At 59.4% G+C, this 13,156-nt stretch carries 16 protein-coding genes and 1 pseudogene; 7 read left to right on the top strand and 10 right to left on the bottom strand.

Annotation, left to right across the window (positions count from 1 at the left end):
* Positions 1–4 precede the first annotated feature (4 nt).
* Positions 5–517 (bottom strand): hypothetical protein, encoded by a 513-nt coding sequence (locus tag G3O01_RS09925; RefSeq protein ID WP_205804424.1) that lies wholly within the window; start codon positions 515–517, stop codon positions 5–7.
* 246 nt (positions 518–763) lie between these two features.
* Here G3O01_RS09925 and G3O01_RS09920 point away from each other — a divergent pair, with 246 nt between their 5' ends.
* The 3 genes from G3O01_RS09920 to G3O01_RS09910 all read left to right on the top strand — a co-directional run bounded on the left by G3O01_RS09920 (position 764) and on the right by G3O01_RS09910 (position 4,230).
* The gene (locus tag G3O01_RS09920; RefSeq protein WP_205804422.1) at positions 764–1,579 is read left to right on the top strand and encodes a hypothetical protein; all 816 of its coding nucleotides are present in this window, start codon (positions 764–766) and stop codon (positions 1,577–1,579) included.
* Positions 1,580–1,581: 2 nt separating this feature from the next.
* On the top strand, positions 1,582–3,156 hold the full coding sequence (locus G3O01_RS09915) for an SEL1-like repeat protein (protein WP_205804420.1): 1,575 nt from the start codon (positions 1,582–1,584) through the stop codon (positions 3,154–3,156).
* Between the two features lie 150 nt (positions 3,157–3,306).
* Complete coding sequence (locus tag G3O01_RS09910) at positions 3,307–4,230, top strand: hypothetical protein (protein ID WP_205804418.1); 924 nt, start codon at positions 3,307–3,309, stop codon at positions 4,228–4,230.
* A 139-nt stretch (positions 4,231–4,369) separates the two neighbouring features.
* Here G3O01_RS09910 and G3O01_RS09905 read toward each other — a convergent pair whose 3' ends face one another.
* From G3O01_RS09905 to G3O01_RS09870, 8 genes are all read right to left on the bottom strand, one after another.
* Complete coding sequence (locus tag G3O01_RS09905; RefSeq protein ID WP_205804417.1) at positions 4,370–4,513, bottom strand: hypothetical protein; 144 nt, start codon at positions 4,511–4,513, stop codon at positions 4,370–4,372.
* A 95-nt stretch (positions 4,514–4,608) separates the two neighbouring features.
* Positions 4,609–5,112 carry a hypothetical protein gene (locus G3O01_RS09900; RefSeq protein WP_205804415.1) on the bottom strand — a complete coding sequence of 168 codons (504 nt, stop codon included), beginning with the start codon at positions 5,110–5,112 and terminating at the stop codon, positions 4,609–4,611.
* A gap of 47 nt (positions 5,113–5,159) precedes the next feature.
* Positions 5,160–5,360, bottom strand: coding sequence for an antitoxin VbhA family protein (locus G3O01_RS09895; RefSeq protein ID WP_205804413.1), 201 nt, complete (start codon positions 5,358–5,360; stop codon positions 5,160–5,162).
* Between the two features lie 16 nt (positions 5,361–5,376).
* Positions 5,377–6,264 (bottom strand): hypothetical protein, encoded by an 888-nt coding sequence (locus G3O01_RS09890; protein ID WP_205804411.1) that lies wholly within the window; start codon positions 6,262–6,264, stop codon positions 5,377–5,379.
* 48 nt (positions 6,265–6,312) lie between these two features.
* Positions 6,313–6,483 (bottom strand): hypothetical protein, encoded by a 171-nt coding sequence (locus G3O01_RS09885; protein ID WP_205804409.1) that lies wholly within the window; start codon positions 6,481–6,483, stop codon positions 6,313–6,315.
* 137 nt (positions 6,484–6,620) lie between these two features.
* Positions 6,621–6,824: a hypothetical protein gene (locus G3O01_RS09880; protein ID WP_205804407.1), complete on the bottom strand. Its 204-nt coding sequence runs from the start codon at positions 6,822–6,824 to the stop codon at positions 6,621–6,623.
* Between the two features lie 144 nt (positions 6,825–6,968).
* Complete coding sequence (locus tag G3O01_RS09875) at positions 6,969–7,685, bottom strand: hypothetical protein (RefSeq protein ID WP_205804405.1); 717 nt, start codon at positions 7,683–7,685, stop codon at positions 6,969–6,971.
* 171 nt (positions 7,686–7,856) lie between these two features.
* Complete coding sequence (locus tag G3O01_RS09870; protein WP_205804403.1) at positions 7,857–8,591, bottom strand: HNH endonuclease; 735 nt, start codon at positions 8,589–8,591, stop codon at positions 7,857–7,859.
* Positions 8,592–8,912: 321 nt separating this feature from the next.
* Here G3O01_RS09870 and G3O01_RS09865 point away from each other — a divergent pair, with 321 nt between their 5' ends.
* Genes G3O01_RS09865 through G3O01_RS09855 form a run of 3 tightly spaced genes read left to right on the top strand, consistent with a single transcriptional unit; the run spans position 8,913 to position 11,676 of the window.
* Positions 8,913–9,395, top strand: coding sequence for a hypothetical protein (locus G3O01_RS09865; RefSeq protein ID WP_205804400.1), 483 nt, complete (start codon positions 8,913–8,915; stop codon positions 9,393–9,395).
* Positions 9,395–10,156: a hypothetical protein gene (locus G3O01_RS09860; protein WP_205804399.1), complete on the top strand. Its 762-nt coding sequence runs from the start codon at positions 9,395–9,397 to the stop codon at positions 10,154–10,156. The genes G3O01_RS09865 and G3O01_RS09860 overlap by 1 nt, the downstream gene beginning before the upstream one ends.
* Before the next feature lie 32 nt (positions 10,157–10,188).
* Positions 10,189–11,676, top strand: a complete 1,488-nt coding sequence (locus G3O01_RS09855) for a hypothetical protein (protein WP_205804397.1) — start codon at positions 10,189–10,191, stop codon at positions 11,674–11,676.
* A gap of 202 nt (positions 11,677–11,878) precedes the next feature.
* Here the strand turns inward: G3O01_RS09855 and G3O01_RS09850 are convergent, their stop codons facing one another.
* Positions 11,879–12,130 (bottom strand): hypothetical protein, encoded by a 252-nt coding sequence (locus G3O01_RS09850; RefSeq protein ID WP_205804395.1) that lies wholly within the window; start codon positions 12,128–12,130, stop codon positions 11,879–11,881.
* Positions 12,131–12,197: 67 nt separating this feature from the next.
* Here G3O01_RS09850 and G3O01_RS45240 point away from each other — a divergent pair.
* Positions 12,198–12,380, top strand: a pseudogene (locus G3O01_RS45240) (hypothetical protein); the annotation flags it as partial.
* Positions 12,381–13,156: the final 776 nt, after the last annotated feature.

The raw sequence follows: 13,156 nt of genomic DNA, 5'->3' as shown, positions 1-13,156 counted from the left end.
CTGATCATTCGTCCTCTTCCAGGGTCCGGATAAAGAGCACGTCGGCGCCGTCGCGGGGGCGAAACCGCGCGTGATAGGAAAAACATTCGACCTCGAGTTTGCCAAAGGAATCGATCAGTTCCGGGTACCGTCCGGCTTCGGCGCCGATGAGATCGATGTCATCGGGCATGCCCTCGCGGTTGTTCGCCTGAACGTACACAGTCAGTCTGGAATCAAGTTCAAGCAGCGCCAGCACTTCGCGCATGCAGATGCCGGATAGAAGCACGAAGTCAGACCTGGCGCGCGCCTGCCTGATCGCGGCTGTCAGGTCCTCGAGCCGCAGGGCCGGGACGAACACGCCTCGTTGTTTTTCGACGAAATCATCGAGATCGAGCCCTTGCGCGCCGAGGCGACGCGCGATCTCGCGCATCAGTGTCGTCTTACCGGCGAGCATGCATCCGTCAAACGTGATCAGGCCATTGCCCATTTCGCGCACGCGATGCGCCAGGACTTCGACGTCCGCCGTTTCCAAACTCATTGCCGTGTTCCCCCGCGGTAACCGTGTCTGCAGATCCAATCGGCAACCGCAGACGGGCGATTGTAGCGCGGCGAAACGTCGGTGGCCGCCAACCTTCATTGTCAGCGCAACCTTTCGCGGCGGCCGTTGCGGGGGATGTGGAACCGCCCCCTTGCGTCCGCTCGTCGCGAGACTAAATTCTTGAGCCCGTGCGCCGATAAGTGGTGATACGGCCTTTTGAGATCACGCCCCACCGGGCCACAGCACATGAAGCGCAGACACTCCACAGTTCGCATAACGCTCTATACGCTACTGCTCCAGCCTCTTCTTGGCATCCTGACATCGGCCAGTTACCTGTCGCTCGGGTGGCTGGAGATCGCGCGCGCTTACCCGCCCGGCCAGCGCCTCGCGTGGCTGACCGGCTTGGTCTGCTCGGCGGCGTACCTGTGCGCTGGCGTGCTGCTGGTCAGACGGACAACGCAGGCGCGCGTCTTGTATGGCATGACGGCCGTCGGAGCGATCGCAGCCTATTGCGCACTGCTGCCTTGGACAGTTGCGTTGAGCGCGGTCCCGGCGTGCGCGTGGACACTTGCCGTGCTGTACGGGAGCCCCGGCACGAAGTACTTCGTCGATAGCGGCGCAACCAGGCGACCGGCGGCGCGCGACCTTGTGGCAAAAGCTTGCCTCGCCGGCGCTGCCGTGTTGCTCTACCGGGGCCTTGTCGCAGGGCTGACGGGCGGCGGCGCGGATCAGATTTTCGACTATGCGATTCCGCGAATCACCGCGGTTCCATTGGCGGCACTGTTGCTCGCAGCCGGGATTTTCCTGTCCGCAAAGGGGACGCGCCAATGGCGCACGGGAATCACGCTAGGGGTCACGGCGGCCGCCATTGCGAATACGCTGGTCGGTTTCCTGCCCTACTCGCGCTTCGTCGCAGCGTTGCCGGGAGGCGCTGTCCGCCCCTATCAGATTCCCTGGCCGGCCGCGATAACCATGCTTTTCCTTCTGTCGGTCGGCGCTTCCAGTTTTCTAAAGGCGTCGCGGCCCGCGCGTGCCCCGATTGATCTTCCCGAATACTCCTGACTATGCCCTTCCATCACCACGACATGGCTACGCGTCGGCATCCGCGCATCAGTTGCCGGATTGTCGCACTGCTTGCGGTAGCGGCGCTGACGCTGGGCACTACGCCGGCGTGCGCGGACGTCGCCAGTGCAGAATTCGCACTGTCACAGAACCACTCTGCAGAGGCCACGGCAGAACTGCGCAAACTGGCGGCAGCAGGTAACCCACGCGCGCAGGCCGACCTTGGAATCATGCTGATGTACGGCGTAGGTATGCCGCGCGACCCTGTTGCAGCATTGGCATTGTTCCAGCAGTCCGCGAGATCGGGCAGTCCGGAAGGCCAACTCGGGCTGGCCGCGTGGACCCTTTTTGGCGGCAAGTCCGAACCTCGGGAATATCCGGGTGCCGTCGCCACCTATCGTAAGTATGCCGAACAGGGACTTCCCGATGCGCAGTCAGGGCTCGGTGTGCTTTACATGCGCGGGGTCGGCGTCCCCCAGGATCTCGATCAGGCCACCCACTGGCTCGCTCTCGCTTCTGAGAAGAACGCCGCGGCGGCCATCAACCTGGGCTCCCTGTACATGAGCACTACGGGCTTTCCGCGAGATATTCCCCGCGCGCTCAAGCTCTTCAGGCAGGCGCTGGCACAGGGTGCCGTCGCCGCCGAGAACAACATCGGCGCCGTGTACGAGGCGGGCGGCCCCGGCATTCCAATCGATTACGACCAGGCGCTGCTTCACTTCCGGCGCGCGGCTGCCGCAAACATCCCCCAGGGATACACGAACGTCGGACGCTGCTACGCCAGCGGACATGGCGTTGCCCAGAGCAACGCGCTGGCCCTCGAGTGGTTTCGGAAGGCGGCCGACGCCGGCGAGCCGAATGCGTACGCTGAACTGGCCGGACTGCTGTACAAGGGCGTTGGCGGCAAGCCCGACTACAAGGCAATCATGCAGTGGTACCAGCGCGCGGCCGCTGCGGGTGTGCCGACGGGCGAAGCGGGCATAGGCTTTCTATACGAATATGGCTCCGGCGTTGAGAAGAACCTGCCCATTGCCTACGCTTGGTATCTGAAGGCCGCAGAGCATGGGAACGCCGACGCCCAGTTCGCCGCGGGCCGAATGCTGTTACTCGGGCAGGGCATGAATCGCGACGACGCGAAAGGACTCGGCTGGATCCGCCGATCCGCGGAACTCGGCAACACGGATGCACAGTCGCTATACGGATCGCTTTTCCAGCATGGTGAGCGCGTGCCCCGTGACTACACCATGGCAGTCAGATGGCTTCGCCCGGCTGCGATCGCAGGCAACGGTCGCGCGCAGTACGAGCTGGGCTGGGCCTTCATGACCGGCAATGGGGTTGAGAAGGATTTGCGCCGCGGTTTCGCCTGGGAAACCCTGTCGGCGAGCCGCGGCTACGAATTCGCCAAAACGACGCTCCCCGAGAACAGGACCTATGTGTCTGCGGACGAAATCGCCCAGGCGGAAGCTGCGGCTGCGAAATGGAGACCTGGAAAAGACGTTGACCTCATACCTGAGCCGCCGGGCTATGTCGGGCTAGGCGTTTTCAACGTCAACGCACCGTTTCAGCCCGGCCGTTAAGGCACGAGCCTTCCGGTCCCGTGTAAAAAGGAGACCGGAAACCGTCGGAAAACCCTCCTTGCACAATCAACAATAGCCTTTATGTGCGGCAGCGCACCTACGAGCGTGCCCTGATCGCGCCAACCTTTGACTTCCTTTCAGGAGGCAAACATGGCGAACATGCTTGTAAGCAAATTGCGAGGCCGCTTTGCCGCATATGGTGTAGCCCTTTCAGAGAAAGACCTTGCTCCGTTCATGTCAGTAGCGCTGACCGAACACGGGATGGCGCTGGAGCAAAAAGTGCATCGGCTGGAAAGCGCTATCAAGCGAGTTTTGGATCGCGAGGGGAAGTACGGTGCATTTGATTCTTTTAGGGGTGTCGGAAACGATAGCTTCGACTTCGGAGAGATCCTCGCGGGACTTGAAAATCCAATGCTAAGTTGGCGCAGTTCATTAACTAACGCATATAAACGATGCTTTGACGTAGTTCATTTCTATGGATCAAGTGGGGCTTGGATCTATCTTCTGGGCGAGGTATCGAGACCGCTAGATAGCCGGCTACCGTTGCTAATCGATGCTGCCCCGGGCATCATTGACTTTCATCCGACATCATTTCCCGTCGACCAATTGGCCAACGTTGATCGCGCTATCTTAATTGAGATTGTTGATGCGATTGAACGTACGAAAAACGAGCAGATCGCCAAACTACCACCTGAAATAGATCCGTTTCCGGCTGTGATTTCGCCGGGCGCCGTTACGGCGTGGGGTGATGCAGCAAGAGTCAAAATGACGAGCATCTATCAAAGTGCATTAGCACTGCCACCGACTCCGGAGCGAATGCAACTACTTCAGGCCGCCAACGTGGTGATAACAGTCGGACTTGGGGCTATAACCTGGTACGGCGTCGTTAAACCAATCTTCGATCACGCTTTGGAAATTTTGCAAGAGCGCAGAGACGCTGAGCGTCGTACGATCGAGGCGAGACGAAGAGAATACGAACGAGAGCTCGGGCCCATGCAACACGAGATTCCTCACAGCTCTGACCACATTGACTCGTACGAGAGAAATCACGAAGTTATCGAGCATATGGTTTAGTAGGTTGACATTTACCACTCAACGGCATGCGCTTCGAGAGAAACCGTGTGGCAATAGCAGTCTGCTGACTCTAAAGACGTCCGGTCGGATATCCCAACCCGGTGCGAACGGCACGGGATTTCCGACAGGGCGACACGCACTATTCTTTTTCGCTGCTTGCCGGCTTATCGTCGTTGAGTTGGCGCTCGAGAACGAACGATCGCGACGGCTCGGCCTTGCCCTGCGCTATGTCGCCCGCTTCCCGCAGGCTCTTCACCAGTTCATCGAAAAGCTGCTCTTCCATCGTGTGTTCTCCATGTATGGTGCTATCGAGACGACCACGCCTCTTCTCGAAGTTGCGGCCGCTCTGATAGCAACACGCCCAGTGTATCCGTGCGGTCAGTGAATGCTGTTCTTCAAAGACAGTCCGTGCGCGAGGCCTTCATCTGTGAGGACGGTCTGGTCGCCCGGAAATGGGTGAATGCGTATTTTTCCCTTGATTTCCATGAATTCCTGCCGGCGGTATCCTTCCATCGAGGCTGCCCGAAAGACATTCCACATCAGCTCAATCAGTTCGTCGGGCGAGCGCGGCGTAATAGTCTGGAAAACCGCACTCAGTTCTCGCTTCGTCCAAACGACGTTCCGGTTCTTTTCGGCCTCGCTGCCGATCCACGCCACACCCCCAAGGTCGTCGGTGCTTCCCTCGGCAGCATTGCCTCCAAGCTGGGCGCCCGCGAGGTCTACCAGGTGCTGCAGATCCGTGTCGGACAGTGTGGCCAGCCAGTCGCCAAACGCAAACCTGGCGAGCGCCCTTCCCCTCGCGGCAAGATAGTCGAGCAGCTGTCCCGTCAGCGCCATTGGCACTCCAGCGGAATTGCGTAGCGTGGCGCCCGAAACTTCCATACGGCTCTCTCCTGTATCAGATATTCAAACGTGGCCGCCGACCTTTGTCACCGCGCTCCACCCAGAAACGTCGGCAGATCGATTTCTCCCTCGACGAACCGCGCCGCACGGGCTTCGTCTTCCGCGCTGAGCCTGAAGCCCTCCAGCCCGACGCTTGCGCGCGCAAAACTTACTGCCTGCACACGCCGCTCGCGTTCTGCCGGATCGATCTTCGCTCCGTGAACCTCGTTTCCTCTCTCGCTGGTCATGTCAGTCCTCAAGTGATCAGGCCGGCCGCTGCCACCAGCGTTGTGCCGACGTCAGCGGTTCGAGCTCCGCCACAACATTGAACTCGCCCGTTGTCCGGTCCAGCTGGACAATTTCGCGGCGGCCATCGGGATGGAGGCGCAGCACGCTGCCCGCCCACGCCCGGGGTGCTCCAACGTAGACAGGATTGCCTGCACGCAGGTGTTCTCGTGCCGCCGAGTCGTCACCGCGCGCGAGGTCGCGCTCGAGCTCTTCCCACAACGGCATTTGTGCCGCAGCGACAGCAGTGTCCTGCTCATTGCGCTGCCCGAAGCGGATTCGCTGAAACGCCATATATTCCGCCTTGGGTAACCACACCGGCACGCCATGCTTGATGGTGTTGCCGCGTTCATCGGCAATATCCTCGAAAGCGACGACCCAATCATCGGCTTCGTTCTCCGGGGGAGGCTCCCGTCGCTGTCCGGCGTCCATCGCTTCCTGCAGTCGACGCAATGCAGGGTCGCCGTGTTCCGTCTCTCGAGCGGGCCAGACAGGATCGGTCGGATCGTCGAAGCGGCGAACAGACCCGCGCAATGTCTCAATGGCTGAGTGGTCCACTTGCTGCCCACCCGTGGCGGCGCGCGCCAACTTCCCCACAACGTCCTTCGATTCCCCGGTCGCAGCAGGCGCGAATCCGGAAGGAGAGAACGCTGGCGGCACCAGTCCCAACTGCCTGGCCGTCGCGACGGGCAGCCGCAGCAACACAGTTCCCGGCGCCCGCTCCAGGTTGCCCGTCATCGTGATTTCGGCCTCGACACCATCGAATTGAAGATAAACGGAGTCGGCTTCGAACAGTTCTGTGTAAAGCTCCCAGCCCGGGAGCTCGCCAACCTTATCGTGGCTGCAGAGGCGTTCTTTCGTGCTCATGGATCACCTGTTCTTTTGGTGTGGCTGTCGTATGCGACGGTTTAGCCGCTAATTCCCGCTTCCACTTCTGCAGGCAAACAGCATGAAATCATTCAAGCGCACGTAATGCTCGACGAGGATGCTGAGAATGTCCAGCCTGTCGCCGCGCGCGCCGGCGCGCACCGGATCCTGATCGACCAGAGCCGACCCTTCAGCCGGCGCATCGAAGGCCAGCAGCATTCCGCTGACCCGATCGGCCGGATCGTTACGGTGTCCGCTTGCACGCGGCGCTCATGATCGGCTTCGCGGTTTCAGCGGCGGGTCGGGTGGCATCTTGAGACGGTGTTCTGTCTCGACATCCACGCTACTTTTCCGCTTTAATGCCCGCTCGGCGGGTACAGCGGCCCGACAAACTTGCCGTTCAGCGTGTGACTCACCTCTCCCGCCGAAGGCAAGTAGTAGGGAATCAGCATCCCGCAGTAGTAAATCTCACCGGAGTCCTGTACCTGTACGACTTCGGGATCGCTGCCTTCTTCGAGGTACCAGTAAAAGCCCGGTTGTAACTTGCCCGCCGAATCCATAGTGATCGCGCCTTTCTCCGTAGTGTCACTCCCGATAGTCCTCTTCCGTGCGGAGACGCCGCAGGTCGATTTGCCCCGAGGTGCCCCATGCACAGAAGTGTATCAGCGGGGCAGACCCGACCCGAGCGTCCGCCTGAACCAACCTTACACTGGTTTCGCTTGTTTCTTGGGGAACCGGAAGAGGCGCAGCCACAGCAGGCTGACCGGCATGAAGGCAAACAGACAGATGAAGGCCACAAACGCCGTTTCGCCTCCGTCTTTAAGGTCGACTCGCCCCTCCACCTTGGCCTCGCGCAGATCCTCCCGCATACGGCTAACCACAAGGTCATACGTCGCGAAAACGCCAGCAAAGCCCGTGATCACACTGGCGATCAGCCACCACTTGAGCCAATCCGCCGCGTTGCGGAGCTTCAGACGGTCCTGCTCCTCTTTCTCGCGAGGCACCCAGTCGTCGCACGGGTCGGCCGTCTTGAGCCACTGGGCCGACGTGATTTCAGTCAGGCTTCGCACGTTGAACCAGGTTGCGGTGTGATCGACGAGTCGCTGTCTCGCGACACCTACCCGGTCCGGACTAACCTTCGCCGGATCCGCGCTGCAAACCAGCATCATGTCGTTCAATCGCTGCTCGGCAGAAAGAATCATGGTCACCGTCTCGAGGTGGGACGCGGACCGGCTGATCTCGAAACCGGTGATTTCGAGGGGTAGCAGGCCCGCCGCCAGGACAGCCACGAATACCGTGACATTAAAGCGCAGGGGCACGCCCTTCACGCCGCGGAGAAACCAGTAAAGCGAGGGGTATGAAAGCAAAACAATGCACGTAGCGAATACTAGACGCGCGACAGGAAATCCGTCGAAGGGCATGAAGAGCCTTTATTTGTGAGGATCCAAGTATCGCCACTGCGTGAACCGCACCGGCGAGCCAGGCCCCTACGTTAGGCCCTCGCCCTTCCATCGGAGTTGGCAAATGTCGAGCTTTACGAGTCGACATTTCGACCGCCGATCCCCTCCGCCAACCCAGTCCTCAGTTACCCGCTAAGTTAGTTGTGTACTCTTTCCTGGTATGAGCATCATGAGGTTAGAGGTCGTTTCATTTACGCCCGGTATTCCCAGCCTCGCTCGATAAAAGTTCAAGCGCCACGCCGATAAAGGCTCATCGGGAGGCAAGAAGAATCCTTCGTAGGTGACAGTCTGTCTACCAAGCTGGATAACCCCAGTGGTTTTGAGAACCTCCTCCGACGATGCGTTCGGCACGACCTGCTGGAGAGCAGTGATCATGTTGGAAAAGTTCGATTCGCCAGCTTCATTCATGAACTGAGAATGGATGACCTGATCCTTGGGTACGATCACCCGCCAATGATGGAACAAAAGCCCTTTGGCGATGTATCTTGAAAGCTCTAGTAGCTTGGAACTGTCAATGGGGATCGTTGTTTCGGCGACGGGCTTACCCGTCTCATCGACCCGTATGGAGATTTCCGCGCCCTCCTGCAACTCTCGATAGAGTCTCTGGTTCTTGTCGATACGCCGTCGGGATTCAGCCCAGTGATCCGCGACATTGTCTTGATGCCGGGCTCCTTGCGGCAGCAACGCCGTCAGGTAGGTTTCCAGCGCCGATTTAGTGCTGTTACATGCGGCGCATGCTGGCACTTGCGGTAAATTATCGCGCTCATCTACAGAGAAGAACTTCCTTGCCACTATGTGGTCCCCTGTCGATGACACGCCCGGAATCGCGCAATAAACACAGGTCTTGCCCTTGTACTGCTTACTCATGGCGGTAGCGATCCTTTTCTGTCTGGCCAACGGCTTTCTCGGCGGTGCGGTGACTGGAAGCGCTCCTGCCCGCCAGGTCAACCTCTAGCAACCGCTCGGATTTTACCGTTCAGAGACGTCTTTCACCGAGCCCATGGCCATCGTTCCGACCTACGGCGCCCTTAGGGCAGTGCCTCTACGCCCGCTCCGTCAACGGCTTATGTGCGCTACCGAACAATCTTTCATTTCCCCTGCCGCGATACTGGTCGCGCAAGTTTCGAACAGTCGCCCACCAAGCTCCGCCATCTACGTTCTCCGTCCGCTTCTGCCAGTGGGGAGTTCATGTTCAACATCTCGTTCCTGTCCCATTTGCGGTTCAGCAAGCAAGACCGACCTGATGGAATAGAAGATGCCGTCTGTCGTCTGGCCCTGCGCTATCTGGTGCTAAACAGTCCCAGACTGATTTCGGTCGGCCAGGGCGGCGACCAGGAGACCGTTGTCCACCTGTTACAGGGCCCGCTGACAGGCGATGGTGTGGGCGTCCCTCCCGACAAGCCCCCGTTTCTCTGGCTGTATCCCGTCGATGTGGCGGTTACCGGAATCAGCGCTGAGCTCTTCACGCTGCCGGGTGTCCACCTGGTACCCGATCTCTCGAGCTGGGACCACACGCCTCCGGCACTAAGAGATCGGGTACAGGCGGGGATCCTGGACGCGCTGTTACCAAAGGTGATCAGCGGAGTCTGCGTACCGCTCCTTCACACGCTGTCGACCATGGCGGATGCCGACGCGCCGCCCATATTCACGCCGCATGAGAAGGAGGCGTGATGGACGAAGCATCGGTGGCGCAAAACATCCACTACGGGATGCTGGAGCAGGAAGCGAAGCTACGCCTGCAACTGCAGATCGCCCGCGCCGCACTGAGTGCCGCGACCGCTTACCGAGAACATGTCGTTGAGCCAGGCTGGGCCACGTCGGTGGCCTATCTCACGGGTCCGACCGCAATCGGGCTCTCACTGATCTCTGTCGCGCCGTTGGGACTCCTCGGAGCCGGAACCGTGTTCGTCGGACTCGTTCTCGCCAGCTACGGGGCCGCCGGCTCCGCCACCTATGCAACGCAGGCGACGTCGAGAACGTTCGGCTGGTTCCCCGGCGCACGAGATATGGGCCAGCAGTTCGACCAGGTCGTCCCGCGTCTACCAGAACCCAAGACGGGCATCGCAGAAGATTGGGTCTACGACAAGCTGAAAGACAAAATGTTGGCAAAGGAACTGAACGGACTCAACGCAGTGCCCAAACGGGAGATACCGGGGCTGCCGGAGAAGGAAACGACAGACCAGGTCATCGAATTTCTCAAAAAGGAGATTGAGAGGCTCAGCAAGGAAATAGATGAGATCGACCGGCAGATCAACCGCGAACTCGACCACATACAACAGCGCGACAACGAAAGCCCCGGGCGCCCGCGGCCGCCACCCGAACGGGTGCCCATCCTGCACAAAGCCGACAACGACCATATACCACTTGGACCGCCGGTGGGCGGCGCGTATGCGGGCGGTGATGAAATCGACCCGACTAGCGCGATAGTCTGAGCACTTACTCTCTCGCGACATGGAGGCTTCCTATGCCCGCAGCGTCTGGGTTCCCGGATCTGAACATCGACGAAATCAGGAAGCAGATTGTGAAGCCGAAACAGGCAGATGAATCGGCCTGGCTGACGGCAATTCGAGAAGGACTCAAAGCTCTCGCTCCCCAGCAGCAGAAAGAAAACCAGCGACCAGTTGCGGGCCCGCGCGAGTACGAAGCATGGCTAGCCGCTATTCTGCGCTCGCTCTCGGAAGCGAGAGTGGCCTCGACAGACTGGTTACAAGTGGTCGCGGCCCAGGACGCAATCTGGATCCAGCTCAATGACACAGAAGGGCAGCTACAGGCCCTTGTCGGGGAAGATCTGCCGGGCCGCTTGTTCGCGCAAACCCAACTGGACAAACAGATCAGTCATACCGAGCTCGCTGCCCGGCACAAGGACCAGCATGCTGCTCGTATTGATTCGGTCATACAAACGATCGCTGCCGAAAAAGACCGAACGCTGCTCGCCGACGCGGCGCTCGCATTTGTGCAATACAAGCGCGATACCGCTCCTGCGCCATCAGAGAATTTCGCCCGCGGGACAGACGATACGTTCAAGCCGTTCGATGACAAAGCTCGGGTCCTGGATGGGTCCATCGCGGCAACCAAGTATCTGGCTGAACAGACAATGGCGAACACGGCCGCGCGAGATTCGGACGAGGTCGCCAGTGCCCGCGAACAGGCCGCGGAACTCAGAGACACGATTCCGGCGCTTCAGCAAGCGATCGAAAATCTCGGAAACGACAGGAAAAGCCTCGAAAGACGGCGCGCCCTGCTCGAGCAGAAGCGGGACCTGCTGACCGATCGGTTGTACGGCAAACATCTTGACTTCGAGCGGCGCAAAGAGGTCATTTTGCAGCGGTACGACGCGGCAGTGTCGTCACTCGCAGCACGCACGCAAGGCTTCGTCGACGCGTTGACCCGGGTTCTCGGCCCTTTTGTGAAGGCAACGGATCTGTCGAATCTTGTGCAGCTTTCCAAGTTCGACGACTCGGATCGTGGTGCACAGGTGGATCTCTATGAGATACAGATCAGGAAAATCGAGGACTGGTGCGACTTCATTTCGGCGATGACGCAGCGTACCGTGCGAACCAAGGCGATGGTTCTGGAGCCAACAGGCGATGCCGGATATTCTGGCGAATGTTCATTTGAAGCCGCGGATCTGCCCGCGGGATGCACCTTGACTAGAGTAAGAGGCATGCGCCTCTCAGCGCCAAAGCTGCCCGCGCCCACCCTGTCGCGACAGTCGATTTCGCGAAAGGGTGAGACGATCGCCGATCAGGACGCGTGGATCACACCGTATCCGGGACTGACAGACCAACTGTGGGGCGTCAAACAATTCTGGAATGCACGGGTCGAGGGCCCCTGGGAGATCGGGCTAACAGTGCCGAATCTCCCCGCCGGTATAAAAGAGATCGAATGTGTTCTCGAAATACTGTTCGACTACCTACCGGGCGGTGATGAACTCCAGCACCTGCAGTACTAAATGCCGCGGACCGTCGCGTCAGGCCGAATCCAAATCGCGACACCCCTCGGCATTTGTTGCGCTGCGCCGCCATAGATTTGGCTACCTGCGCAGGCAACCCTACTCAGGGCAGCGAACTCCGTAGCCATTGCACCGTCGTAGGCGGATGGCCCAAAGTGGCATTAGCTCGCAGAGCAACAAGCACTTCTGCCGCTTACCATGGTCAGCCAAGCAACGTCAGAAAATTGTCCTTCTGGCGCACAAGCGCAGGTTGCTGGATCGCGATAAGTCGCACCCAGTTCTCGTGATCGGCACTCCGGTTCGCCACAGCGCGCGCGTGCGCCTCCGCTTCAGCTAGGGCGGTTTGCCAGCGCACCGCTTCTTCGTCGCCAATCCAGCACGAAAAGCGATGCACCCAACTGCGGTAGTGTGTGTGGATCAGGCACACCTTGTACCTGGCCAGCGCGGTACGCACTTCGCGCTCGTTTTCGGACTGTACCGAAAATTATTCTCTGATTAATTCCATATGGTGTTTTTTGAGGAAAGTAGTCATCCCGCCGCGTTCGACTCGCAAGACAAGGCGACACGACGTCCGCCTTCTGTACCCCTAACCCGATCAGGCTTTCTGCAATCGCATCATACATTTTCGCCGTGTATGCACTCGATATGTCAGACTCGCCGACAGGTATCTCGTGTTTGAGCAACCTACGTACTTGGGCCCGTAGCAAATGAGAACGTCACCTACTATGAGACTTCGTGAACCCTGCCGAGCGAAGTGCTTTCCACGGCATGAGTACTGCCACCATTGGTGATCGTGGGGGGCTGTTATTGTTTCCGCCGCATGGTTTTGCATACGCCCGCGCCGTCGCTGCTACTCAGGTTCTGTCAAATCAGGCTAAGCCTAAAAACGCCTTGCTTTCATCGTGGTGTTGCCTATCGTTTTATGCATCGAGTGCGGCGCCAAACTTCAATTGCATTGCGGCGCGCGTTTCTCCGCGCAAACCAATCCCTCTCAAAGTTTCATTTGTCGGGGACTTTTCACATCGTAGGCCGGTGAACAAAGCGCGAAAGGAGGTAGCGATGAGCAATCCTTGGTTGCCCCCGTACCTGGGGTCATGGGACGAGTTAATGGCTGCGTTACTTCACAACCCGTTCCTCGGCAGCGAGAGAGGATCATCGCCTGTCACGCACCACAGCCCCGATGATTCAGCCGCGGGCATGACCCGGCGGGGACCGGGCGCGGAGCCAAATCCGAGCCCTTGGCGGTATGCGGTCCGGTCGGTCGTCGCGGTGATAAGCCTTCGGGAAGTGACGGCCAAGATGGCTGACGGAACGGCAAAGGCCGAACTGTCGAAAGCCATCGACTCTGCCATCGCACAGTTCATTGACGATTGCGGGACAAAATACCCCGGATGGCCTTGGCCGGGACCACCGCCCTGGGTATATCCGATTGCGTCAGAACTAGCCCTCGTTGCGAGCAGCATTACCCAAGAAAAAGTCC

Origin of the sequence: Burkholderia sp. Ac-20365 (genome assembly GCF_017104715.1) — a bacterium.
GTDB lineage: Bacteria > Pseudomonadota > Gammaproteobacteria > Burkholderiales > Burkholderiaceae > Paraburkholderia.
The sequence above is the reverse complement of the archived record's forward strand: the minus strand, read 5'-3'. Positions and strand labels throughout refer to the sequence as shown.

Coding starts and splice junctions, on each gene's coding strand:
- G3O01_RS09925 (WP_205804424.1), bottom strand. CDS start 517: ATGAGTTTGGAAACGGCGGACGTCGAAGTCCTGGCGCATCGCGTGCGC.
- G3O01_RS09920 (WP_205804422.1), top strand. CDS start 764: ATGAAGCGCAGACACTCCACAGTTCGCATAACGCTCTATACGCTACTG.
- G3O01_RS09915 (WP_205804420.1), top strand. CDS start 1,582: ATGCCCTTCCATCACCACGACATGGCTACGCGTCGGCATCCGCGCATC.
- G3O01_RS09910 (WP_205804418.1), top strand. CDS start 3,307: ATGGCGAACATGCTTGTAAGCAAATTGCGAGGCCGCTTTGCCGCATAT.
- G3O01_RS09905 (WP_205804417.1), bottom strand. CDS start 4,513: ATGGAAGAGCAGCTTTTCGATGAACTGGTGAAGAGCCTGCGGGAAGCG.
- G3O01_RS09900 (WP_205804415.1), bottom strand. CDS start 5,112: ATGGAAGTTTCGGGCGCCACGCTACGCAATTCCGCTGGAGTGCCAATG.
- G3O01_RS09895 (WP_205804413.1), bottom strand. CDS start 5,360: ATGACCAGCGAGAGAGGAAACGAGGTTCACGGAGCGAAGATCGATCCG.
- G3O01_RS09890 (WP_205804411.1), bottom strand. CDS start 6,264: ATGAGCACGAAAGAACGCCTCTGCAGCCACGATAAGGTTGGCGAGCTC.
- G3O01_RS09885 (WP_205804409.1), bottom strand. CDS start 6,483: ATGCTGCTGGCCTTCGATGCGCCGGCTGAAGGGTCGGCTCTGGTCGAT.
- G3O01_RS09880 (WP_205804407.1), bottom strand. CDS start 6,824: ATGGATTCGGCGGGCAAGTTACAACCGGGCTTTTACTGGTACCTCGAA.
- G3O01_RS09875 (WP_205804405.1), bottom strand. CDS start 7,685: ATGCCCTTCGACGGATTTCCTGTCGCGCGTCTAGTATTCGCTACGTGC.
- G3O01_RS09870 (WP_205804403.1), bottom strand. CDS start 8,591: ATGAGTAAGCAGTACAAGGGCAAGACCTGTGTTTATTGCGCGATTCCG.
- G3O01_RS09865 (WP_205804400.1), top strand. CDS start 8,913: ATGTTCAACATCTCGTTCCTGTCCCATTTGCGGTTCAGCAAGCAAGAC.
- G3O01_RS09860 (WP_205804399.1), top strand. CDS start 9,395: ATGGACGAAGCATCGGTGGCGCAAAACATCCACTACGGGATGCTGGAG.
- G3O01_RS09855 (WP_205804397.1), top strand. CDS start 10,189: ATGCCCGCAGCGTCTGGGTTCCCGGATCTGAACATCGACGAAATCAGG.